The sequence below is a fragment of the Piscinibacter sp. XHJ-5 genome (assembly GCF_029855045.1).
Lineage (GTDB): Bacteria > Pseudomonadota > Gammaproteobacteria > Burkholderiales > Burkholderiaceae_C > Albitalea.
Genome location: NZ_CP123228.1, coordinates 5,006,951 through 5,029,345, shown reverse-complemented (window position 1 = coordinate 5,029,345; position 22,395 = coordinate 5,006,951). Strand labels below are relative to the sequence as shown.

Genomic DNA, 22,395 nt, shown 5'->3' with positions numbered 1-22,395 from the left:
GTGACGGTGCGCTTCGGCGGCGTGGTCGCGCTCGACGACGTCTCGTTCAACGTCCGATCGGCATTGACGTCAAACCGCGCTCATCACATTTCGCTTCTCCAGATCATCCCGGAAGAACGCATCGAGCTCGGCCCCCGAAGCTGCATCTGCAAGCCCATCGAATTCTCCCTGCTCCGCGATCAACCTCGCGGCCCGCATGAACGCCCCCCAGGCGGTCCGCGCGAGCGCACCGCCGACGCTCACCCGGCGCACGCCCAGCAGGGCCATGTCTGCCATCGTCAGTTCGCCAGCCGACCAGACGAGCACATTCACCGGCTTCGGTGCCGCGCCGGCGACCACGGCAGCGATCTGCTCGCGCGTACGGACGCCCGGCGCATACAGGCAATCCGCGCCCGCCTGTGCGTAGGCCCTGAGCCGCGCGATGGTCTCGTCGAGATCGGGCCTGCCGACGAGAAAGCATTCGGCGCGTCCGACCAGCAGCGTGTCGCCGCCCGCCTTGTCGATGGCGTTGCGCGCCGCACGCATCCTCTCGACGGCGGTGTCGATCGAATAGAGCGGACTCGCCGCATCGCCCGTCGAATCCTCGATCGACAGGCCGGCCACGCCCGTCTCGATTGCCAGGCGCACGCTTTCCGCCACGCCCGCGGCGTCGAGCGCGTAGCCATTCTCGAAATCGGCATTGATCGGCAGGTCGGTGCCGGCGACCATCTCGTGCAGGTGCGCAAGCGCCACGTCGCGTGAGCCGGAGGCATCGGGACGGCCCTGAGACCACGCGAAGCCGGAGCTCGTGGTCGCCAGCGCCTTGAAGCCGAGGCTTTGAAGAAAGCGAGCGCTGCCGATGTCCCACGGATTGGGAATGGCGAAGCACCCGGCCTCATGGAGTTGTCGGAAGACGCGCCGCTTGTCGGCGACGCTCGGTCGAGAGGGAGTCATGTGCAGTGCGCCGGTTGGATCGAAGACATTCGATTCTGCGTCTGAACAGGCGCGGCAGACCCAGCCCCACCCTCGCATCGCGTCGCCCGCATCGATCATCGACTGCGGCGTCTCGGCGTCGACTCGTCGCCAACCGGGAGTTCCGGTGCGATGACCACTTGTGCACCTGAAGCGCGATACTCAGGCCTTCCCGGCGAAGGGGCTCAGGGTGCGGTTCGCAATCCAAGCAGTGCGCTACGGCGAAGACGGACGAATCAGCCGCGTGCGCTGGAGCCGAACGTGGACATGGGGCGACCGTATCGGCTACGCCCTGTGGGTCGAGGCCGATGTCAGCGACGTTGCCGACGCAATCCTCGGGTTCCACACCGTGCATATCAAGCTGGAAGAAAAGGTCGGGCCGGCGCTTCAAGTCATCAGCAGGGATGGCGTCGAGTCCATCAGCGACGTTGAGCCGTCGCGCGACGGCGAGCGCCTTGCCGACCTGCCGCGGTTTTGAAGCGGCTCTTGCCGTCATCTTGGACAAGCTGGGGCGTCGCCGCGCGGCCAACCCCAAGGACTGGCAGGCGCGTCGCCGAGTCCACCCTCCGCTTTCCTCATCGGGGATGGCCCGCCAGGCGGGTCGCGCATGGCTCCTTTGGCCGATGCCGCACACCCTGGCGCTTCCTAAAGTGCTCGCACCGATCAACGGGCCCATCGAGGCCGATTCACGGAGCGAGCCCACCATGTCCTTGTCTCTCGACCCCACTTTCCGCATCTCCTTGCTGGAAACCATGATGCTGATTCGCGCCCACGAGGAGCGGCTGGCATCGCTGGCGACGCCCACGTCGCCCGGCACCTGTACCGCTGTGGGCCAGGAAGCTGCGGCCGCCGGCGTCGTGCGTGCGCTGCAGACGCGCGATCGCATCCTCACCAACCACCGCAGCGCGGGCCACCTGATCGCGCGCGGCGCCGATCCCGGCCGGGTGATGGCCGAGGTCATGGGCCGAAGCGACGGCTACTGCAAGGGCAAGAGCGGCTCGCTGCACGTGTCGGCCAGAGAGCTGGGCGTCGTGCTCACCTCCACCATCGTCGGCGGCGAGCTTTCGCTGGCGCCGGGCGTCGCGCTGGCTCAGAAGATGGGGCAACAGGAATCGGGGGGCATCACCACGGTGTTCTTCGGTGATGGCGCGGCCTGCGAGGGCATCTTCCACGAGTCGGTCAATCTGTCGGTGACCTGGCAGCTGCCCGTCCTCTACGTCTGCGAGAACAACCAGTGGCAAGCCTACGTGCGCCGCGACGAGACCATGCCCATCGAGCACGTCGCGGACTGGGTGCGCGGTCACGGCATCGCCTCGCGCACGGTGGACGGCAACGATGTCGAGGCGGTGCATGCCGCGGCCGTCGAGGCGGTGGCGGCCATCCGCTCCAACGGCAAGCCTTACTTTCTCGAGCTCACCACCTACCGCCAGCGCGGTCACTTCGAGCCGGACGACCAGGCCTATGTCGACAAGGCGGAGCTCGCGTCGTGGAAAGCACACGACCCGATCGCGCTGCTCACCGAGCGGCTGACCCAGGCGGGCGTGATCGCGCAAGGCGAACTGGCGCACCTGCGGCAGCGGGTGAACGCGACCGTCGACGCCGCGCTCGCTTTCGCCCAGAACTCGCCGTGGCCTGACCCGCGCGAACTGACGACCGATGTCTACGCCTGAACCTGGAGCTTCCATCATGCAAACGATCACCGTCTCCGATGCCGTCGGCCAGGCCCTGGCCGAAGAAATGCGCCGCGACCCGCGTGTGTTGATGTTCGGCGAGGGCGTGGCCACCAAGCGCCACGACCTCGTGGCCGAGTTCGGCACGCAGCGCGTGCGCAACACGCCGCTGGCCGAAGGCATCATCGCCGGCACCGCGGCCGGCGCCGCCGCCATGGGCTTGCGCCCTGTCGTGGACCTGCTGTTCGCGCCCTTCCTGACCTTGTCGATGGACGCGATCATCAACAGCGCCGGCAAGCTGCGCTACTTGTCCGGAGGGCAGTTCGAGTTCCCGATGGTCGTGCTCACGATGACCGGCGCCGGCTGGGGTGTGGGCGCACAGCACAACCACAACCTCGAAGCGATGTTCGTGCACGCGCCGGGGTTGAAGGTGGTGATGCCGTCCAGCGCCGCCGACTTCAAGGGCCTGATGAAGGCGGCGATCCGCGACGACAACCCGGTGCTGTTCTTCATGGACCTGGCGCTCGCCCATGTGCCGGGGCCGGTGCCCGAGGGTGAACATCTCGTGTCCATCGGCCGCGCGGCGGTGCTGCGCGAAGGCCGCGACGTGACGCTGGTGTCCTACGCGAAGACCGTCGGCCACTGCCTGCAGGCAGCGCAAGCGCTGCAGGAGCAGGGCGTGAGCGCCGAAGTCATCGACCTGCGCACGCTCAAGCCCATCGACGAAGCGACGGTGCTGGCCTCGGTTCGCAAGACCGGCCGGCTGATCGTCGTACACGAGGCGAGCCGCTTGTGCGGCGTGGGGGCGGAGGTGGCGGCCATCGTCAGCGAGAAGGCCTTTGGCGCGCTCACGGCGCCGGTGATGCGGCTGACCGGTCCTGATGCGCCTTCGGCATCGTCGTGGGTGCTCGAGCAGGCGGGCGTGCCACAGGCGGATGCGATCCGCGACGCGGCGCTGCGGCTGGTCAACACGGAAACGGTGGCGGCCTGACCCTGGCCCATTCCCCGCTGCAATGCGGCGGCGTGATCGCGACATCACGCCGCCGCGGCCCGTTCAGGATGTGTGCGACATGACTCCTGACGGGCATCGGCGCGCCACTTTGGCGTCGCCGTGACGGTCGGTGTCGGTCACCGACGACTCCCATCGTTGGCCGCGCCACGGGCAAAGAAGTCCGCGATCGCCCCAACTCCTCATGCCTCCGTCCAGCCCGATTCGAGGCCGCCAGCCCGGTTCGACCTCGATGGCGTGCTCGTCGACCTGGGTTCACTTCGACGGCCTGCCCGCAACGGCGATGAACTCCTGAGCGACCACTGCCTGTGGCCGCGCGCTTCCACGGGGCTCGTCGAGTCAGCGACTGCCGCGCCCGCGATCGCGTGACGCACCAGCCGTCGTGCCCGGCCCGATCTCACCGCGAAGCGTCGGCTTCGGTCGCCTTTCACCAACAACGCCGGTCACGACGCTGAAAGCTCGTGCCGCTTCGGTGAAAGACCACCACGAAGGACTGGTCGGAGTTTGATTTGGATCAAACTAGTCCATACAATGGACATAATTCTCACTAGACGGACATCCAGCCGTCATCCTCCAGGAGCGCTTTCATGAACCCCGAGATGTCCCAGACACTGACTCGCACCGGGCCGGGAACGGCCATGGGCAACCTGATGCGCCGCTACTGGGTGCCCGTCCTGATGTCCAGCGAGATCGCGGAGCCTGACGGCCCGCAGGTTCGCGTGCAGATCCTCGGCGAGAAGCTGCTGGCATTTCGGGACACCGAGGGCCAGCCCGGCCTCATCGACGAGTTCTGCTCGCACCGTGGCGTGTCGCTGTACTTCGGACGCAACGAGGAGAACGGCATCCGCTGCGCCTATCACGGGCTGAAGTTCCACCGCAGCGGCGAGTGCGTGGACGTTCCGTCGGCGCCGCAGGCGTGCAAGCACATGGGCATCAAGGCCTACCCGTGCATCGAGCGCGCCGGAATCGTCTGGGCATACATGGGTCCGAAGGACAAGCAGCCTGCGCCCCCGGATGTCGAGTGGTGCAACCTGCCGGCCAGCCATGTCTTCGTCTCCAAGCGGCTGCAGGAGTCGAACTACCTGCAGGCGATGGAAGGCGGTATCGACACGAGCCATGTCTCCTACGTGCACAGCTTCGAGGTCGACGACGACCCGATGCACCAGGGCACCAAGGCCAACGAGTACATCAAGGCCGACGGCAACGTCGTGTTCGAGATCGAGAAGACCGACTACGGCATGACGCTGTATGGCCGGCGCATGGGCGAGCCGGATTCGTACTACTGGCGGGTCACTCAGTGGCTGTTCCCGTGGTTCACGCTGATTCCGCCATTCGGTCCGCACTCGCTGGCCGGCCACGTGTGGGTGCCCATCGACGATCACAACTGCTGGGCCTGGAGCATCAACTTTCATCCGGACAAGCCGTTGTCGGATGAAGAACGCGCCAGCATGGAAGCGGGCAAGGGCATTCACTGCGAGTACGAGCCCGGCAGCTACCGGACCAAGGCCAACAAGGACAACGACTACCTGATCGATCGCAGGGCACAGAAGGAGAAGCGTTCTTACAGCGGCGTGTTCGGCTTCGCGGTGCAGGATTCCTCGCTGCAGGAAAGCATGGGGCCGATCCAGGACCACACCAAGGAAAAGCTCCTGCCCACCGACCGCGCGATCGTGATGGCCCGCCGCATGCTGTACGAGGCCGCCACGGCGCTCCAGCCGGACAGCGAGCCGCCGGCCATCAATGCCGATCAACAGCGTGCGAGAGCGGCCGGCGTGCTCTTGCCGCGCGACCAGAAGCCGCAGGAGTGGGCGAAGGTCCATCTCGTGGACGCCAAGAACCAGCCCGTGTACTCGGTCTGACCCTGCGCGGCACATCCAAAGGAGAGATTCATGTCCATCAAGTTGCCGCACCGCACGGTGCTGGCGTTCGCGATTGCCGCCGGATTGATCGCACCTGCATCGGCGGCCGACTGGGCGCCGACGAAGACGGTGCGCATCGTGGTCCCCATCGTCGGAAGCACCAACGACGTTCTGGCACGTCTCGTCGCGCCCGAGCTGCAGAAGGCGCTGGGCCAGACGGTGATCGTCGAGAACAAGGGTGGGGCAGGGGGCACCATCGGTGCGAACGAGGTGGCGAAGTCACCGCCCGACGGCCATACGCTGCTCGTCGGCTTCAACGGGCCCATCGCGATCAACCCGACGCTGTTCCCCAAGATGCCATACGACGCGCAGAAGGACCTGTCGCCGATCACGCTGGCGGTGATGTCTCCGCAGTTCCTGGCCGTGCACCCCAGCGTGCCGGCGAAGAACGTGAAGGAGTTCGTCGCGCTGGCGAAGAAGGGCGGCCTCTCGTACGCGTCCGTGTCCACCGGCAGCGCGTCGCACCTGACGATGGAGATGCTCAAATCGGCCGCGTCGGTGGACATCACGCATGTCCCGTACAAGGGTGCGGGCCCTGCCGTCACCGACCTGGTCGGCGGACAGGTCAACGCGGCATTCCTGGTACCGGGCAACATCACCCAGTTCGCGAAGGAAGGCAGGGCCAGGCTGATTGCCTCCACGGGGACCAAGCGGTTTCCGTCGGCGCCCGACGTGCCCACGATGATCGAGCAGGGATTTCCGGGCTTCGAAGCCGTTTCCTGGATCGGCTTCCTTGCACCGGGCAACACGCCCAAGCCGATCATCGACCGCTACCACAAGGAGATCGTCGCGATCCTCAACTCGCCTTCGGTCAAGCAACAGCTCGAGAAGATGGAGTTCGAAGTGGTTGGCGGTTCTCCGGAGCAGTTCGCGTCCTGGATCAACGCCGAGATCTCGCGTTGGGGCAAGGTCATCAAGGCCAACGGCATCAAGCCTGAATAGGGGTACGACATGACAAGGCTTGCCGACAAGTCGGCGCTCATCACGGGCGGCGGCGGCGGGATCGGTGCGGCTTGCGCGCGCATCTTCTGCGCGGAGGGCGCCGCGGTGACGCTGATCGACGCGAGCGCCGAGGCGCTCTCCCGAGTCGCCGAGGCGCTTGGTGCGGCGTTTCCCCGTGCCAGGGTCGCCACCTTCGTGGCCGATGTCTCGAACGCCGACCAGGCCGTCGAGGCCGTGCAGCATGCGCTGCAGGCGAACGGCCGGCTGGACATCCTGGTCAACAACGCGGCGATGCGCAACTACTCGGCCGTAGCCGACGCGCTGCCCTCGGAATGGCAGGCCATGGTCGGCGTGAATCTGATCGGGACTGCCAACTACTGCAAGGCCGCTTTGCCGGCGCTCCGGCGTTCCGGCAAGGGCAGCATCGTGAACGTCTCGTCCTGCTACGCCGTCACGGGCCGCAAGGGCATGGGCATCTACGACGCGACCAAGGCGGGCATGCTGGCATTGACCCGCACGCTCGCCTTCGAGGAAGCGGCTGCCGGGGTCCGCGCAAACGCCATCTGCCCGGGTTCCACGCTGACGGACTTCCATGTTGCCAAAGCGAAGGCAGCGGGCAAGAGCGTCGACGCACTGTCGAGCGAGCGACAGGACACATCCTTGCTCGCCCGATGGGCAAGGCCGGAAGAGATCGCGTGGCCGATCCTGTGGCTCGCTTCCGACGAGGCTTCGTTCATCACCGGCACGACCTTGCTGGTCGATGGCGGCCTGCATGTGATGTAGGCGGTTGGAAATGAGCGCATCCACCATCAGCGTGCGGGTTGCCCGCAAGACCGTCGAAGCCACCGACATCTGCAGCTTCGAGCTGGTCGATCCGTCGGGCAAGCCGCTCCCGCCGTTTTCCGCCGGATCGCACGTCGACGTGACGCTGCCGGGCGGTATCACGCGGCAGTACTCCCTTTGCAACGACCCTTGCGAAAACCACCGCTACCTGATCGGAGTCCTGAAGGATGCTGCCACGCGCGGCGGCTCGAAAGCCATGCACGAGCGGGTGAACGAAGGCGACGTGCTGGAGATCAGCGTACCGAAGAACCACTTCGCGCTCGCGCACCATGCGACGCGCAGCCTGCTGCTGGCCGGCGGCATCGGGATCACGCCGATCCTGTGCATGGCGGAACGGCTCGCCATCGCGAACTCCGACTTCGAAATGCACTACGCCAGCCGCTCGCGCGATCGCATGGCGTTCCACGATCGCATCCTGACATCGGCGTTCGCGTCGAAGGTTCACTTGCACTTCGACGATGGCCCCGCGGAGCAGAAGCTGCGCCTTGATGAACTGCTCGCCACGCCTGAGGAGGGAGTGCACCTCTACGTCTGCGGGCCCAAGGGCTTCATGGATGCTGTGCTCGGCACCGCTCGCGCCAAGGGATGGCCGGAGTCGCAGCTGCATTACGAGTTCTTCGCGGCAGCGCCGGTGAAGTCCGTCGACGATGAAAGTTTCCAGGTCAAGCTGGCCAGTTCGGGCCGCATCGTCGTCATCGCCAAGGACAAGAGCGTGACCGACGCATTGCGAGAAGCCGGCGTCGAGATTCCCACCTCGTGCGAGCAGGGCGTTTGCGGGACCTGCCTGACCCGAGTGCTCGAGGGGGAGCCGGATCACAAGGACCTGTACCTGTCACCCGATGAGCAGGCGGCCAACGAGCAGTTCACGCCATGCTGTTCAAGGTCGAAGTCGCCCATGCTCGTCCTCGATCTGTAGTCGCGCATGCCTCACGGATGGCAAACTTCAGCCGGCGACTGAAAGGACACGGGTGAAGGATTCCGAGTTGGTGGATCAGGTCAAGGCGGGGGACAGCGTTCGGGCAGTCGACCGGGCGCTGGACATCCTGCTTGCATTCAACGGCGAAGAAGGCGGTCTGACCGTGGCCGATCTCATCAAGCGTGTCGATCTGAGCCGCCCGACGCTGTACCGGCTTCTCAACACGCTGGAGCTCAAGGGCTTCGTGACGTCGTCCGGCGATCCGCAACGTTTCCGCCTTGGCCCGTCGGTGGCGCGCCTCGCTCACTCCTGGTCGACGAGCCTGAAGCTGTCGGACGTGGCCGAGCCCGCCATGCGTCGCGTGTGGAACGCCACGGAAGAAACGGTCGCCCTGTTCGTTCCGGACGGACTGATGCGCCTGTGCGTGGCCGAAATGCCGAGCCCTCAAGCCCTGAGCTTCAAGCGCGGGGTGGGCTATCGCGAGCGCTTGGTGGTGGGCGCAAGCGGGCGCTCCATCCTCGCCCACATCGAAGATCGAATCGACCTTGCGACGTATGCGGAAGGCCTCGACATCGATGTCGAGAAATACCGCACCGAGCTGCGCAGGATCCGAAGCCGCGGGTTCGCGGTGAGTCGCGACGAACTCATTCAAGGCGCCGTTGCCATCGCGGCCCCGATCCTCGATGGCGCCGAACAAGTCGTCGGGTCGCTGGCTGTCTTCGGTCCCTCCGTTCGGTTGCCTGAGGTGCGGGTGCAGGAGTTAGGGCGGCTGCTGGTTCGGGAGGTCGGCGACATCTCCGCGTCGCTGGGGAAGGTGCGGCCCACCGCATAGTTGGCTTCCCCGCTCGACGCTGGAACGACGGGTTGATGCCAGTGGGGAATCACGACCCGGCGTGACATTGTCCGCACTCGATGGAACACAGTCGTTCTGCCGCACGAAGGACGCACCTACCATGGTGCGACCGTGGCCGCGCCGCATCGCTGTCGAGACCAGGCGACGCGGCTGATGTGGGTCTCGGGAGCGCATGAGGTGCGAAACGTGATGGATCGTCACCTGTACAAAGGGTATCTCCTGTCCTGCAGGCCTCTGCAGATCAATGAAGCCCAGTTTCAGGCCCGCCTCATCATCACGGCGCTGGCCAGTGACAAGACGCGCGCCCAGCGGTTCGTTGACCTGGAGTGTTTCGAAAGCGAGAGCGAAGCGGCAGCCCGTGCCAAGGATGTCGGCATGAAGTGGGTGGACGAAAACGCAGACGCGGACAGCGCAACGACCGCATTGAGTGGCCGCGGAGGGTTGCCGCTCACGCCAAGCCGGACGTAGCAACTGGCGACGCGCCTGCTGCGAGCTGATCGTCACGCTCGCGGCCGGGCGACATTTCGTGAACACGTCACAGCGCGGTCCACAGAAGGGGGCCCGGCCCATGGCCGCTCGCGATAACCTCGCCGAGTGTCAGCAGTTGTAAATACGGTCGGTCCGCTTGGCCCCGCGTCGGCGATGGCCTCATGCGCCATGCCCCCCGGCACGCGGGTGGGCGAATTCGAGCTCCAGCAAGTGCTCGGGACTGGCGGCTTCGGCATCGTGTACCTGGCACTGGACCACTCGCTGATGCGGAAGGTGGCCATCAAGGAGTACGCACCACATGCCCTCGTCACCCGCGATGACGGGTTGATGTTGCGGCTACGTGCCACAACGGACACGGCATCCTTCGACGTCGGCCTGCGCTCGTTCCTCAACGAAGCGCGGCTGCTCGCGAGCCTGGACCATCCCTCGCTGGTGAAGGTCCACCGATTCTGGAAGGAAAACGGCACCGCCTACATGGCGATGCCCTACTACGACGGCAGAACCTTGAAGGAGTTGCGGGCAGAGATGGGCCGCGCGCCGGACGAGGTCTGGCTGCAGAAGCTCATCCATTCGCTGCTGGGTGCGCTGGAGGTACTGCACGCGCAGCGCATCTACCACCGCGACATCTCGCCCGACAACATCTTGATCCTTCCCGACGGGCGACCGATTCTGCTCGACTTCGGATCTGCCCGGCGTGTCGCCGGCGATGCGGCGCTCGGCCTCACCGCCATCATCAAGCCGAACTTCGCACCCGTCGAGCAATACGCCGACACGGCTGGAATGCCACAAGGTCCCTGGACGGATCTCTATGCGCTCGGGGCAGTCGTCTACTTCATGCTGAAGGGCGAAGCCCCATTGCCTTCGGTGGTGCGTGCCATGCATGGCGCGACTCCGCTGCTCTCGGCGCCTGACATGGCAGCCGCATACCAAGCCGTGACGCCTTCGTTCTTGCGGGTCATCGATTGGGCACTCGCCGTCAACCCGCAGGATCGTCCGCAGAGCGTGATGGCGCTGCGCCGCGCACTGAACGGAGAACTGTCAGTGCCGCTCCCGCAAGCCACCAGCCCGGGACGCTTCCCATCGACGCAGCCACAGCCCGTGACGTCAGACACGCACGCCGATGCGCTGCAGGGGGCCGGCGCGCCACCTGCCCGAGGCGCGCGGGTGCTCGTCGAGCGCAAGGCGGTTTTCGGCAAGGTGATCGCGATCGCAGCGCTTGCCTTGGCACCGGCCGTTCTCTTGATGGGGCACTTCGGCAAGCCGGCATCCGTGGCCAGCGAGGAGGAGATCGTTCGCACGCCCGCCGCCACCAGCGGCGGCCCCTCCCCGATCCAGGCGGTGACCGCCAGGGCCACCGTTCCCACGTCGACGCCGCGAGCGACTGTGTCCGTGCGGCAGCCAAAGGAACGACCACAGGAGGTGGCGCCGAGACCGATATCGGTGGCCAAGGCAAGCACACTGGATTCGTGTGCCACCAAGAACTTCGTCATGAAGGCCGTGTGTGTTCGACGCGCCTGCGGCGAGCCGCTGTTGCAACAACACGAGCAGTGCCGCCAATTGCGTGCTGAGGACGAAGCTCGCCTGCAGCTCGAGCTTGGCCGATGAGGGAGTGAGCATCCATGGGCATCGGTTGCTGCCGGGATGCTGAGATGAGGTTCGCCGGAGTCTTGTAGTTCTTGGGAAGGGAAATCGTCGCCCTGTGTTCGGGTGCTTTCCATCACGCCTGGGTAGACGGAGACTCGTTGCAGCCGGATGATCCTCGCCGGTTCCGCAGTTGGAGAACCTCATTCACCCAGGCGCCAAGTCTCCATGCATGGCATTGCCGTGCCAGAGATCGGATCCATGAAGTTCGTCGGTGGCACTCACCATGGCCAAGACGTGCCGATCGCTCTGCGGGTCGTCATCCACGCAACGGGCCGCCGCGGGGTCGAAGTGGACCACCTGCCGGCAGGCGGCGCGCCGGGCGGGGCGCCAAGGGCCATCCTTCCTGGCGGCTCCTGCAGGGAGTCGTACAGGGTGGTCGTCTGGCGCGAGCCCGATGGAAGAAAGACCAAGTTCCTCGCGCGCACAGGCTTGACTCATGATGAGATCGAGCGCATGGCGACCCGGCTCTTCATGGCGTCGTAGTCCGTTCGCCGAGAGCCCCGAACGCGCGCCCCTGCGCCGCGCGTCACCGCCGGGTGGCATGCTCCACACGCGACACCGCTGACTCGTTTTTGCCACGGCGAACGAAGTGCTGCGGACCGTGATCAAGTGCTGGCCTTGTGATCGCATGGTGAGCGCGCGTGATGGTGGAGGAGTACGCTCGGGAGAAACAGGTGGAACACCTCGAGGATCCCATGAGCGCCGCACTCCTGGATCGTGCCAAGCCGAACGATTCGCCGAAGTCCCTCAGCAAGCTGACGGAGCAGCAGCTCCTCGCCATGCCGGAGAGCGACTACATGTCCGACGCGCAGCTGGCGTTCTTCCGCGCGAAGCTTGAGTCGATGCGCGCCGAGATCCTCGCGCATGCCCAGCAGGCGACAGACGAACTGCGCGACGAAGTCACCGTCTTCGCCGACCCGGCCGATCGGGCAACGATCGAGGAAGAGCACAATCTCGAGCAGTGCACGCGCGAACGCGAGCGAAAGCTTCTCACGTCGGTGGCACAGGCCATCTCTCGCATCGACGCCGGTGACTATGGCTGGTGCGAGGAAACCGGCGACCCCATCGGCATCGCCCGACTGCTCGCGAGGCCCACCGCCAGCTGCACCGTCGAGGCTCAGGAGCGTCGCGAGGCGCGCCAACGCATGTTCGGCGCATGAGCGGCTTGCGGCAGCGTTCCATGAGTCCCCAACGAGGGCAGATTTGCGCGCCGACGGCGTGCATCTTCCCGGCCAGCGCAAGGAACCGCGCAAGTGTCGACAGGCTCGCCCGGCGCAGCACCCGGGGTGCCACGCCGCGGCAGAGGTGCTAACCTGCGCGGGCCCGCCGCGGCTGTCGCGGTGACCAAGAAGAAGTCCGGCCGTGCACTCCCCCGCGCCGACACCCCACCCGCCCTCAGCGATGCCGCTGCGGTTTGGCCCTGGCGGCCGGTTCGAGCTTCAGCCGGCCGAGCGCCGGTTGCTCGTCGATGGCAAGCCGGCGGTGCTCGGGGCCCGCGCGCTCGACCTGCTGATCGCACTCGCGGCGCAGCCCGACCACCTGTTGACGAAGAACGAGCTGCTCGACCGCGTCTGGCCGGGCCTCGTGGTCGAGGAGGCCAACCTGCAGGTGCAGATCGCCAACCTGCGCAAGTTGCTGGGTGCCGACGTGATCGCGACCGTGCCCGGGCGCGGCTACCGCTTCGCTGCGCGCGTGGACGGTGCCGCCGCGGCGCTGCCCGAGCCATGCAGTCCCACCAACCTGGGGGTCGAGCACGAGCCGCTGTACGGCCGCGACGACGACCTTGCGCTGGTGTGCGAGTTGGCGCGGGCCCATCGCCTCGTCACCGTGGTCGGCGCCGGCGGCATCGGCAAGACGCGCCTCGCCCAGGCCGCGGCGCGGCGGCTCTCCGACGACCATCTCGAAGGCGTGTGGCTGGTCGAGCTGGCGGCGCTCGCCGACCCGACGCTGCTGCCTTCGGCGGTGGCGCAGGCGCTCGGGCTGGGGCTGCGCGGCCAGCGTGCGCCGCTCGAGGAGCTGGTCGCCCAGCTGCAGGCGCGGCGCCTGTTGCTGCTGCTCGACAACTGCGAGCACCTGCTGGAAGGGGTCAGCCTGCTCGCGCAGGCGCTGCTCACACGCACACCCCAGGTTCACCTGCTCGTCACCAGCCAGGAACCGCTGCACGTGCCCGGCGAGCAGCAGTACCGGCTCGGGCCGCTCGGCGTGCCGGCCGAGGGCGAGCCCCTCGACGCGGCGGGCGCCCTGGCGTTCGGCGGGGTGAGGCTGTTCGTCGAGCGTGTGCGCGCGCTCGACCCGCGTTTCATGCTCGAGTCGCAGCAGGCCGCGGCGGTGGCCGACATCTGCCGCCAGCTCGACGGACTGGCACTGGCCATCGAGCTGGCGGCCGCCCGGGTGCCGGCGCTCGGCGTCCAGGGCGTGCGCGAGCGCCTGGAGGCGAGGCTGCGCATGCTCACCGCCGGCTCGCGTTTCGCGCTGCGCCGCCACCAGACGCTTCGTGCCGCGCTCGACTGGAGCCACCAGCTGCTCGACGATGACGAGCGCGCGGTGTTCCGCCGGCTCGGCTTGTTCTCGGGCGGCTGCACCTTCGAGGCTGTGCAGCGGGTCGCCGCCGACGAGCGGCTCGACGAATGGGCTGTGCTCGACTGCCTGTCGGCACTCGTCGACAAGTCGCTGGTGGTCGCCGACGGTGCCGACCCCCCGCGCTACCGGCTGCTCGAAAGCGCGCGCGCCTTCGCTCTGGAAAAGCTCGCTGCAGCCGGCGAGACCGAGTCCCTGACGCGTCGCCACGCCGAGTACTACGCGGCCCACTTCCGACGCACCGCCGACGCCCTGTTTGCCGGCACCGCCAGCGAGGACGCGCTGCTGGCAACGCGTGGCGCCGAGCTCGACAACCTGCGTGCGGCACTGTCGTGGGCGCTGGGCGATGCAGGCGACGCCGCCACCGCGGTGGCGCTGCTCGCGCACACGGCGCCGCACTACTACCTGCTGCCGTCGGTGTACGAGTGCGAGCGCTGGCGGCAGGCGCTGGCGCGGCGGGCACGCGGTGCATCGCTGTCGCCGAAGGAGCACGCCCTGCAGGACTATGCGCAGTTGATGTGGAGCCTGCGCAGCATGCGCCTGGCCAGGGTCGGCGACAGCATGCCGCCGCTGGCGGTCCCGGCGGCGCTGCGCCCGCTCGACGATCCGGCCCGCCAGGCGTATGCCGCGGTCGTGGCCGCGATGCCTGCCTCATTCCGCGGCGACGTGACCGCGGTGCGTGCGGCGCTGGCCGAGTACGACACCCTCGACCCGGCGCGCATCCCCACGTGGATCGCTGCGATGCGGCTGCACGTCGTGATCCGTGCCGACCACCTCGCCGACGAGGTGCCGGACCGCCGTGCCGAGGTGCAGGCGCTGCTGGACCGCGTGTGCGCCGGCGGCGACCCCGATGGTCGCACCGCCTTCGTGCTGCGCATGCACCTGGCGTTGGACAGCCTTCTGCGGGAACGCCACCACGAGGCGGCCGAGCGCTTCGCCGCGCTCGCCGAGCAGGGCCGCCGCCAGCGCCGCGACGCCTTCCGCATGTGCTGGGTGCTGGGTCCGTGCGTGATGGCGCTGGCCGAGATCGGCAGCCTCGACGCGGCGCGCCAGAAGGCGCTCGAACTGCTGCCCCTGCTGCAGCACACCGGCACCCGCAGCGACTATGCGCCGGCCATCGCGCTCGTCGCGGTGTGCCGCGGAAACGCCGCGGCCGCGGCCCGCATGATCGGCGCCGGCGACGCCGACCTGGCACGCAACGGCGGCAAGCGGATGCTCCCGGAGCGGCGCGCGTGCGCGCACGCGATGGCCCTGCTCGAAGCGACCGCCACGCGCGCGCAGATCGACGCCTGGCTCGCCGAGGGCGCATTGCTCGGGGACCAGGAGTTCGAGCGGCTGGTGCAGCAACTCTGAACTGGATCGGCTCGTGGGTCCCAGCTCGCAGCCCTGGGCGACATCGTCGCGCGCCTCCAGGGCGAAGTGGCCCAGGAGACGCTGGAATGCTTCGCGGGCTTGTCGCGGTCCGAGTCGGAGCGCTGCTCGAAGAGCAACAACGTCCGCAGGCATTCCGGCCGTCAGTGAGTTGCAGGCATCAGCGCGCGAGGAACCGCAGCGCCCTGGGTACGAAATCGGCGTGGTACTGGAAAACGCCGCCGTGGCCCGCATCGGGATAGATGACCAGGCTGCTGTTCGGCAGCCGCAGCGCAAGATCGCGCGAGTTGGGTGTCGGGACCATCCGGTCGTCGTCGCCATTGACCACGAGCACCTGCTGCCTGATCACCGAGAGTCGACGGGCCTCTTCCGGCCCCACGCGCCGAGCGCCTGAAGCTGCGCCACGTAGGCACGCACGGCGATGTCCTTGTCGCGGCCTCCAGAACGCTCGTTGAGCCGCGCCAGGAACGCCTTGCCGGCTTCGATGCCGGCCGGCGTGCGGGTGAAGAACAGGTACTGCTTCGGGTCCTGGCCGGTGACGAGGCCCCCGCATCAGGTCGAAGTTCGCGACGCCGGCCACCGCGCTGATGCCTTCGCCCCCGGCCGGGCCGGTTCCGGCCAGGATCATCTTGCGGACGAGCCGCGGTTCCTTCAGCGCGATCTCCTGCGCGATCATTCCGCCCATCGAGAAGCCGAACAGGTCGACCTGCGCGAAGCCCCTCGCCGTGATGAAGGTGATGGCGTCGTCCGCCATCTGCTCGATCGAGTTGGCCGGCGCTCCCGTGGACGCACCGACACCCCGGTTGTCGAACACGATCACGTGCTCGACCGGCCAGGTCGGTTCGTCAGCTATCGCATCTGCACGACGACCTTGCCCTTGGAGCGCCCCAGGGCGAGGTACTCCAGTGCCTCCTTGGCCTGCTCGAAGGGAAACACCTTGTCGATCACCGGCCGGATGCGCTGCGTCTCGAGGAGCTTGCCGATCTGGGCGAGCTGATCGCCGTCGGGGCGGGCAAACAGGAAGGAGTAGTCGACGTCGCTCTTTTTCGTCAGGCGCATGATCTTGCGGCTCATCAGCGCGAACACGAACCTCAGCACGACGTTGAGCCGGCGAGCGCGAGCGAATGCGACGTCCAGCGGCCCGACCAGCGAGACGATCCGGCCACGCGCATTGAGGATGCCGATGGACTTCTCGATCGTGTCACCCCTGACGGTGCCCAGCACCGCGTCGTAGCCGCGCAGCACCGCCTCGAATTCCTGCTTCTTGTAGTCGACGACCTCGTCGGCGCCCAGGCTGCGCACCAGGTCGACATTGCCCGTGCTGGTGGTCGTGCCGACCCTGGCGCCCAGGACCTTGGCCAACTGGATGGCGAACGTGCCGATACCGCCGGAGCCCGCCGGGATGAACACCTTCTGCCCCGAGCGCAGACCGATGCGCTCCTTCAGCGCCTGCCACGAGGTCAACCCGACCATCGGGATCGATGCCGCCTGGACGAAGTCCAGGTTCGCCGGTTTCAACGCGGCGGCGCTTTCGCGGACCACCGCGAACTCGGCGATCGAACCCGTGCCCTGGTCGAAGATGCTGGCGAAGACCGCGTCGCCGACCTTGAACCGGGTCACCTGACTGCCGACTTCCGTCACCACACCGGCCAGATCGCTGCCCATCGTGGCCGGCAGCTCGAACTTCACGACGGCCTTGAAGATGCCGGTCGGAATCATGTTGTCGATCGGGTTCACGCTCGCCGCGTGAACCCGGACCAGCAGTTCGTCGGCCTTCAGGGTGGGGCGTGGCACCTCGGCAAAGCCGATCTCGGGTGACTTGCCATAACGTTTGAAGGTGAGTGCTTTCATGGGGGTCCGTGCGGCTGCGGCGAGTGCGATGGGCACAATGATGACGAGCATCATCTTAAAAGTCAAGCTTTGATGATGTTCGACATCAATGTATAGTCCGACCAACAGGACGAGCACCCCGGTAGCGCAGACAGACATGAAAGTCACCAAGGCACAGGCGCAGGCCAATCGGGCCCATGTCGTCGAGACGGCGTCCGAGCTGTTTCGCGAGCGCGGCTTCGACGGGATCGGCGTTGCCGATCTGATGGCTGCAGCGGGCTTCACCCACGGCGGCTTCTACAAGCACTTCGGCTCCAAGGCCGATCTGATGGCGGAAGCGATGGCCTGCGGCATCGCGCAGACCACCGCGCTGTCCGAAGGGGTGGGTGCCTCGGAGTTCGTCGAACACTATCTGTCACGCGAGCACCGGGACGCGCGCTCCACCGGCTGCACGATGGCCGCACTCGGGGCCGACGCCGCACGGCAGTCGGAGTTGGTCCGGGTCGCGTTTGCGGACGGTGTCGAGAATCTGGTGGCAACGCTGATTCGCAAGAACGGCGCGTCAGCTGCCGCTGACGCTGCCCAGGCGCGATCCTGGATTCTCGACACGCTGGCGCACGCAGTGGGTGCGCTCGTCCTGTCGCGGGCCTGCCCGGACGATTCGGCACTCGCCGATGAATTCCTCGCCGCCGGCCGCGCCGCGATCCTCGAGTCGCTGCGGCCGAAACAGGCCACGAAGGCCGCGCCGCGCAGGAGAAGCGCGGGCTGAACGGTCAATGAGAATCGCCTTGCCAAATCAGCCGGGTACGGCCTGCGGCGCAGGCAGGATCGAGACCCCTTGCTTGAGCGCCGCATTCCTCTGCGCATCGAGCGCCCGCTTGAAGGCTTGCCGCTCTTGGAGCCGCTCCCAGTAGGCCGCTACCGCCGGTGTAAAGCGCGAGGAGAGGTCAAGATAATTCGCGAGCATGAGCGCGTAGCCGACGGATACATCCGCTGCAGTGAAGCGCCCAGCGCACAGGTAGTCCTCTTCCGCCAGCCGCACTTCCAATGTCCGCAGACGCGCCAGGAACCACTTGGCATAGTCCTCTGCCACGACAGGCTGACGTCGCTCTTCCGGTTCGAAACGCGAGTAACGCAGCACCAGCGTTTGGGGAAAGGTCAGCGTGGCTTCTCCGAAATGCAGCATGTTGAGGTAGCTGCCGTACTCCGGCTCGGCGGGCTCGACCTGCATCGGGGTGGGTCGCTTCAACGAGCAGAGATACTGGCAGATCGCCGCCGATTCGGTCATCCGGGTATCGCCGTGAACCAGGAGCGGGATGGTGCCCAACGGGTTCAGCGCGAGAAAGTGCCGGGCGTGTTGCCGAGGCGGGAAAGCAAGCATGACCAACTCGTAGGGCAGGCCCAGTTCCTCGAGGGCCCAAAGGCCCCGAAACGAGCGGGCACTCACGCAGTGATAGAGCTGGATCATGGCGTCAGCCACCTCGCGATCAACGGAGATAGGCCGAGTCAGGCCGAGGCGTCTGGCGATGGTGTTGGACCAGCCGAGGTCGAAGCCTTCGCAGAAACATACGCTGCGGTCGCGGCCAAGCTGTTCGCGATGTCGATGTCACTTTCGACGACGCCGATCGGAAGCACGACAACCCCGTCCTCATCCGCCACAAGGCGTTGCCCAGGCATGAACGTGACGCCTCCGAACGCCACCGTAACGTCGGCTTCCCCCAGGCCGCCGATGTCCGCGCGGCGGGGTGCGGTGCCCAGTGCCTTCACGCCGATGTCCATCGTGTCGAGCTCTGCGCGGTCCCGTATCTGGCCATGCACAACAACGCCGGCCCAGCCGTTGCGGACTGCGAGCCTCGCCATCACATCTCCGAACAGCGCGCGCCATTCCAGACCGGCGCCATCGATGACGAGCACCTGGCCGTGGCCCGGCTGGTTGATCATGTCCCGCAACACACTGATGCCATCACGATAACGAGCGGTGCGGATGCTGCCCGCAAAAGCCCTGCGCCGACCGAAGCCGACGAATGGCAGTTCGCATACATGCACCTCTGCAGAGGCGTCGCAAAGATCGGTGGTCTTGAAGCTCATCGCGCGATGGTAGATGCCCGGCGAGGTTCGTGGATCACCCATCGCTGCATAGCCCGCATGCCATGCCGCGATGGCGGCGCCGCATGCCTGGCCGCGATAGCACTTCGGCGCCCTAGACTATGCGGAGCCAACTCGGCCCGAGAGGAGCCCCGTGCATCGCATCGACCCGGTCAGTCTGCAACTCTTCCTCGCGGTCGTTCGTGAGGGTTCGATCAAGCGAGCTGCGGAAACGGAGCACATTGCTCAGTCGGCACTCAGCCGTCGCATGGCCGATCTCGAGCATTCGTTGGGCGTGCCACTGCTGTCGCGATCGCCAATGGGAGTGCAGTTGACCGAGGCTGGCGCGAGAGCCCATGCCTTGGGCCAGCGTCTTAACGCGGACATCGAGGCCTTCGTTCGGGAAGTCCGCTCGCTGAGCGGCGTCGTGGCGGGTACGGTCCGATTGTTTGCCAATCCGTCCTCGGTGGTCGGCTTCCTGCCGGAGAAGCTGCAAGCGTTTCGAGCCGCTTACCCAGAAGTGGAGATCGCACTTCAAGAACGTTCGACGAGCGAGATTCTGAGGGCCTGCCTCGACGACCGGGCGGACGTCGGCGTTGGTGCGGCCGTCGCGGAAACCCCGCGCGGCATCGAGTCCTGGCATTTCGCCGATGACCCGCTGATTGTCGTCTTGCCACCCAAGCATCCGCTGGCACAGCAGCGGAAGCTTCGCTTCACCGACGTGGTGAAGTTCCCGCTGATCGGCATGTCGGTGGGCGGCGCGCTCGACACTTTCCTGCAGGAGAAGGCCGAGGGCCTGCACCTGACGATCTACCAACCGGTGGGCGTCGCGAGCTACGACGCTGGCTGTCGCATGATCGAAGTCGGCCTGGGGATCGCGATCATGCCGTCCAGCGCAGTGTCGGCCTACGCGGGCACCAAGCGCTTCGTTCGACGGCCGCTCGACGAGCCGTGGAGGGATCGATCGCTGCGCGTCTATGCGTTGCGCAAGTCGTCACGCCTTCGCGCAGTCGAAGCGCTTCTGGCCACATTGGGAATGCCGGGGCCTGATTAGGGCCTGTTAACGCTATGGGAGGCCTCGCGCCGGCACCGGCCTTGCGGGTGATCTCAGCAAAGCGGCGCCCGCCGCGTTGCGAATGCTCCCCGTAGACACCGCTACGGCTGCGCTTCGCGCCTTGCGGGCGGCGCTTTGCTGAGTCACGCGAGGCCTCCCAAGCGTTAACAGGCCCTGGCCGCAATATCGCCGGCGGCGATAGCCCGATTGCCGCATCAGCACTGCCGATTGCGGCCCGGCCCACCTAGAGTGCCTGTCAAGGAGACCCCCTCATGGCACTCATCGACTTCTCGGGCCGCATTCTCTTTCTCAGCAACAACCCGCAGATCATCGAGCGGCAGTTGGCAGGGGAGGACTTCGCGCTCGTGGACGCCGGCGCGCTGAGGGATGACGTCTCCACTGACGAGATCACGCCGGTACATGTGCTGACGGTGTGGGACGACCGGCTCGGACGTGTTCCCTACCTGGGCTTCGCTGCAGGCGGCCGCAATCCGATCGGCATCGACGCGGTGAAGAACGGGGGCTTCTCGGTCACCGTCGCAGGCAAGCGCTATGGCAAGGGCTCGTCACGCGAGCACAGCCCGCTCGCGGAGCGGTCCGCGGGCATCCGGCTGGTCATTGCGGAAAGCTTCGAGCGCATCTACCGCCAGAACGCCGACAACATCGGCCTGTTCACCTCCACGGACTTCAGCCTCGTCGAGCGGCTGCAGAGCGGCGATGCCATCGACCTGGAGGAACTGGTCGCCTCGCGCGACGCGCTTGCCGCCGCGATCCTGCGCCATGGCGGGTTGCTGCGGTATGGCCGCGAGCGCATGCGGCACATCATGCCCAGTAGCTCGAAGGACTCGTATCCCCGCACGCTCGCCGACAAGATCCTGGCGCGGCATCTGGTCGCTACGCTGGACGCCGACGCCACCCAACTACACCCTGGTGCGGGTGCCTTCGTGCGCGCCGACTGGCGCTTCATGCATGAGGCTTACACCGGCATGTGCGCCCACATGCTGCACAGCGCCTTCGGCCGCCCCCTGACGCTGCATGAGCCGCAGGGGATTCTCGCGTTCGAGGACCACATGTCCTATATCCATCGCAGTCCCGCGCACATCAGCCGGGGGCTGATTCCGGCCATGAACCACTTCGTCGCCGAGCACCGACGATTCGTGGCCGACTACGGGCTGCGCGGCCATGGTGCGCTTCCGGGCGGGGAAGGCAGCGAAGGCATCTCGCACCCGATCCTGACCGAGTTGCACGCGCTCCCCGGGCAAGTGGTCGTCGGCACGGACTCGCACACGACGCACAGCGGTGCGCTGGGCTGCATCGCCTTCGGGGTGGGCAGCACGGAACTCGCCAATTCGCTGGTCACAGGTGCTGTGCGCATCACCATTCCTCGTTCCCTGCGCATCGAGCTCACCGGTCGCGTGCCCGCCGGCGTCACCGCCAAGGACATCGTGTTGCACTTGCTGGCAACCCCTCGCATCAAGGCGGGTGCCGGCGTGGGCAAGGTGTTCGAGTTCGCCGGCGACGTGGTCGCACTGATGTCCACCGATGAGCGGGCGACGCTCACCAACATGACGGCCGAACTCGGCGGCTTCACCGGCATCGTGGCGCCCGACGCGGAAACCGTGCGCTTCTTGCGCGAGCGACGCGGCATCGAAGTCACCCTCGAGCCGTGGATGTGCAGCGACCCCGGTGCAGACTACGCCGAGACCATCCGCGTCGACTGCTCGAACCTGAGCCCCATCGTCGCCAGCCCGGGCGATCCAGGCAATGGCGTGGCACTCAGCTCACTCGACACCCGCCCCGAGATCAACATCGCCTACGGCGGTTCGTGCACTGCCGGCAAGCGCGAGGACTTCGACCGCTATCACGAGGTACTGGCGTGGGCCGTGGCGCACGACCTGCGTGTGAAACCCGGCGTCAAGCTGTATCTGCAATTCGGGACCACGGCGGTTCGCGACTACTGCATCCAACAGGGATACCTCCAGACCTTCGAGGCGGTCGGCGCCGAGATCCTGCAGCCGTCTTGCGGTGCCTGCGCCAACTTCGGGCCCGGCGCCTCCAGCGACAGCGAGCAGGTGACCATCAGCGCGATCAATCGCAACTTCCCCGGCCGTTCCGGCCCGGGCAAGGTCTGGCTCGCCAGCCCGCCCACGGTGGTCGCAAGCGCGATTGTGGGCGAGATCGTTTCGTTCGAAGAGCTTCGCGGCCGCCACGCGGCCTGATTCCGCCGTACCTCTGCACGCAA

21 protein-coding genes are annotated in these 22,395 nt (G+C 66.8%); 16 read left to right on the top strand and 5 right to left on the bottom strand.

The window, feature by feature from the left end; all coding sequences use genetic code 11:
- Window positions 1-69 precede the first annotated feature (69 nt).
- On the bottom strand, window positions 70-933 hold the full coding sequence (locus P7V53_RS23620) for an isocitrate lyase/phosphoenolpyruvate mutase family protein (RefSeq protein WP_280156597.1): 864 nt from the start codon (window positions 931-933) through the stop codon (window positions 70-72).
- Between the two features lie 160 nt (window positions 934-1,093).
- Here P7V53_RS23620 and P7V53_RS23615 point away from each other — a divergent pair, with 160 nt between their 5' ends.
- From P7V53_RS23615 to P7V53_RS23555, 13 genes are all read left to right on the top strand, one after another.
- Entirely contained in the window at window positions 1,094-1,429 is a 336-nt protein-coding gene (locus P7V53_RS23615) for a hypothetical protein (protein ID WP_280151946.1), read from the top strand.
- A 145-nt stretch (window positions 1,430-1,574) separates the two neighbouring features.
- The gene (locus tag P7V53_RS23610; RefSeq protein WP_280151945.1) at window positions 1,575-2,621 is read left to right on the top strand and encodes a thiamine pyrophosphate-dependent dehydrogenase E1 component subunit alpha; all 1,047 of its coding nucleotides are present in this window, start codon (window positions 1,575-1,577) and stop codon (window positions 2,619-2,621) included.
- 16 nt (window positions 2,622-2,637) lie between these two features.
- Window positions 2,638-3,612, top strand: a complete 975-nt coding sequence (locus P7V53_RS23605) for a pyruvate dehydrogenase complex E1 component subunit beta (RefSeq protein ID WP_280151944.1) — start codon at window positions 2,638-2,640, stop codon at window positions 3,610-3,612.
- Window positions 3,613-4,217: 605 nt separating this feature from the next.
- Window positions 4,218-5,489: an aromatic ring-hydroxylating dioxygenase subunit alpha gene (locus tag P7V53_RS23600; RefSeq protein ID WP_280151943.1), complete on the top strand. Its 1,272-nt coding sequence runs from the start codon at window positions 4,218-4,220 to the stop codon at window positions 5,487-5,489.
- Window positions 5,490-5,519: 30 nt separating this feature from the next.
- On the top strand, window positions 5,520-6,491 hold the full coding sequence (locus P7V53_RS23595; protein ID WP_280151942.1) for a tripartite tricarboxylate transporter substrate binding protein: 972 nt from the start codon (window positions 5,520-5,522) through the stop codon (window positions 6,489-6,491).
- A 9-nt stretch (window positions 6,492-6,500) separates the two neighbouring features.
- Entirely contained in the window at window positions 6,501-7,274 is a 774-nt protein-coding gene (locus tag P7V53_RS23590; protein ID WP_280151941.1) for an SDR family NAD(P)-dependent oxidoreductase, read from the top strand.
- A gap of 10 nt (window positions 7,275-7,284) precedes the next feature.
- Window positions 7,285-8,250, top strand: a complete 966-nt coding sequence (locus P7V53_RS23585; protein ID WP_280151940.1) for a PDR/VanB family oxidoreductase — start codon at window positions 7,285-7,287, stop codon at window positions 8,248-8,250.
- Window positions 8,251-8,302: 52 nt separating this feature from the next.
- Window positions 8,303-9,082, top strand: a complete 780-nt coding sequence (locus P7V53_RS23580; protein ID WP_280151939.1) for an IclR family transcriptional regulator — start codon at window positions 8,303-8,305, stop codon at window positions 9,080-9,082.
- 132 nt (window positions 9,083-9,214) lie between these two features.
- Entirely contained in the window at window positions 9,215-9,571 is a 357-nt protein-coding gene (locus P7V53_RS23575) for a hypothetical protein (RefSeq protein ID WP_280151938.1), read from the top strand.
- Window positions 9,572-9,760: 189 nt separating this feature from the next.
- Window positions 9,761-11,197, top strand: coding sequence for a serine/threonine-protein kinase (locus tag P7V53_RS23570; RefSeq protein WP_280151937.1), 1,437 nt, complete (start codon window positions 9,761-9,763; stop codon window positions 11,195-11,197).
- A 204-nt stretch (window positions 11,198-11,401) separates the two neighbouring features.
- On the top strand, window positions 11,402-11,719 hold the full coding sequence (locus tag P7V53_RS23565; protein ID WP_280151936.1) for a hypothetical protein: 318 nt from the start codon (window positions 11,402-11,404) through the stop codon (window positions 11,717-11,719).
- A 212-nt stretch (window positions 11,720-11,931) separates the two neighbouring features.
- On the top strand, window positions 11,932-12,396 hold the full coding sequence (dksA, locus tag P7V53_RS23560; RefSeq protein WP_348273487.1) for an RNA polymerase-binding protein DksA: 465 nt from the start codon (window positions 11,932-11,934) through the stop codon (window positions 12,394-12,396).
- A 241-nt stretch (window positions 12,397-12,637) separates the two neighbouring features.
- The gene (locus tag P7V53_RS23555) at window positions 12,638-15,166 is read left to right on the top strand and encodes a winged helix-turn-helix domain-containing protein (protein WP_280151935.1); all 2,529 of its coding nucleotides are present in this window, start codon (window positions 12,638-12,640) and stop codon (window positions 15,164-15,166) included.
- A 178-nt stretch (window positions 15,167-15,344) separates the two neighbouring features.
- Here P7V53_RS23555 and P7V53_RS23550 read toward each other — a convergent pair whose 3' ends face one another.
- Entirely contained in the window at window positions 15,345-15,998 is a 654-nt protein-coding gene (locus P7V53_RS23550) for an alpha/beta hydrolase (RefSeq protein WP_280151934.1), read from the bottom strand.
- A 35-nt stretch (window positions 15,999-16,033) separates the two neighbouring features.
- Window positions 16,034-17,035: an NADP-dependent oxidoreductase gene (locus tag P7V53_RS23545; protein WP_280156595.1), complete on the bottom strand. Its 1,002-nt coding sequence runs from the start codon at window positions 17,033-17,035 to the stop codon at window positions 16,034-16,036.
- A 136-nt stretch (window positions 17,036-17,171) separates the two neighbouring features.
- Here P7V53_RS23545 and P7V53_RS23540 point away from each other — a divergent pair, with 136 nt between their 5' ends.
- Window positions 17,172-17,783, top strand: coding sequence for a TetR family transcriptional regulator (locus tag P7V53_RS23540; RefSeq protein ID WP_280151933.1), 612 nt, complete (start codon window positions 17,172-17,174; stop codon window positions 17,781-17,783).
- Window positions 17,784-17,810: 27 nt separating this feature from the next.
- Here the strand turns inward: P7V53_RS23540 and P7V53_RS23535 are convergent, their stop codons facing one another.
- The gene (locus P7V53_RS23535; RefSeq protein ID WP_280151932.1) at window positions 17,811-18,482 is read right to left on the bottom strand and encodes a glutathione S-transferase family protein; all 672 of its coding nucleotides are present in this window, start codon (window positions 18,480-18,482) and stop codon (window positions 17,811-17,813) included.
- A 38-nt stretch (window positions 18,483-18,520) separates the two neighbouring features.
- Entirely contained in the window at window positions 18,521-19,102 is a 582-nt protein-coding gene (rraA, locus tag P7V53_RS23530; protein ID WP_280151931.1) for a ribonuclease E activity regulator RraA, read from the bottom strand.
- A 151-nt stretch (window positions 19,103-19,253) separates the two neighbouring features.
- Here rraA and P7V53_RS23525 point away from each other — a divergent pair, with 151 nt between their 5' ends.
- Complete coding sequence (locus P7V53_RS23525) at window positions 19,254-20,153, top strand: LysR family transcriptional regulator (protein WP_280151930.1); 900 nt, start codon at window positions 19,254-19,256, stop codon at window positions 20,151-20,153.
- A 272-nt stretch (window positions 20,154-20,425) separates the two neighbouring features.
- A complete protein-coding gene (locus tag P7V53_RS23520; RefSeq protein ID WP_280151929.1) occupies window positions 20,426-22,372 on the top strand; it encodes an aconitase family protein in 1,947 nt (648 codons plus the stop codon).
- The last annotated feature ends 23 nt before the right edge of the window (window positions 22,373-22,395 follow it).

Coding starts and splice junctions, on each gene's coding strand:
- P7V53_RS23585 (WP_280151940.1), top strand. CDS start 7,285: ATGAGCGCATCCACCATCAGCGTGCGGGTTGCCCGCAAGACCGTCGAA.
- P7V53_RS23565 (WP_280151936.1), top strand. CDS start 11,402: ATGCATGGCATTGCCGTGCCAGAGATCGGATCCATGAAGTTCGTCGGT.
- P7V53_RS23545 (WP_280156595.1), bottom strand. CDS start 17,035: ATGAAAGCACTCACCTTCAAACGTTATGGCAAGTCACCCGAGATCGGC.
- P7V53_RS23590 (WP_280151941.1), top strand. CDS start 6,501: ATGACAAGGCTTGCCGACAAGTCGGCGCTCATCACGGGCGGCGGCGGC.
- dksA (WP_348273487.1), top strand. CDS start 11,932: ATGAGCGCCGCACTCCTGGATCGTGCCAAGCCGAACGATTCGCCGAAG.
- rraA (WP_280151931.1), bottom strand. CDS start 19,102: ATGAGCTTCAAGACCACCGATCTTTGCGACGCCTCTGCAGAGGTGCAT.
- P7V53_RS23520 (WP_280151929.1), top strand. CDS start 20,426: ATGGCACTCATCGACTTCTCGGGCCGCATTCTCTTTCTCAGCAACAAC.
- P7V53_RS23620 (WP_280156597.1), bottom strand. CDS start 933: ATGACTCCCTCTCGACCGAGCGTCGCCGACAAGCGGCGCGTCTTCCGA.
- P7V53_RS23570 (WP_280151937.1), top strand. CDS start 9,761: ATGCCCCCCGGCACGCGGGTGGGCGAATTCGAGCTCCAGCAAGTGCTC.
- P7V53_RS23610 (WP_280151945.1), top strand. CDS start 1,575: ATGCCGCACACCCTGGCGCTTCCTAAAGTGCTCGCACCGATCAACGGG.
- P7V53_RS23540 (WP_280151933.1), top strand. CDS start 17,172: ATGAAAGTCACCAAGGCACAGGCGCAGGCCAATCGGGCCCATGTCGTC.
- P7V53_RS23555 (WP_280151935.1), top strand. CDS start 12,638: ATGCCGCTGCGGTTTGGCCCTGGCGGCCGGTTCGAGCTTCAGCCGGCC.
- P7V53_RS23605 (WP_280151944.1), top strand. CDS start 2,638: ATGCAAACGATCACCGTCTCCGATGCCGTCGGCCAGGCCCTGGCCGAA.
- P7V53_RS23595 (WP_280151942.1), top strand. CDS start 5,520: ATGTCCATCAAGTTGCCGCACCGCACGGTGCTGGCGTTCGCGATTGCC.
- P7V53_RS23535 (WP_280151932.1), bottom strand. CDS start 18,482: ATGATCCAGCTCTATCACTGCGTGAGTGCCCGCTCGTTTCGGGGCCTT.
- P7V53_RS23600 (WP_280151943.1), top strand. CDS start 4,218: ATGAACCCCGAGATGTCCCAGACACTGACTCGCACCGGGCCGGGAACG.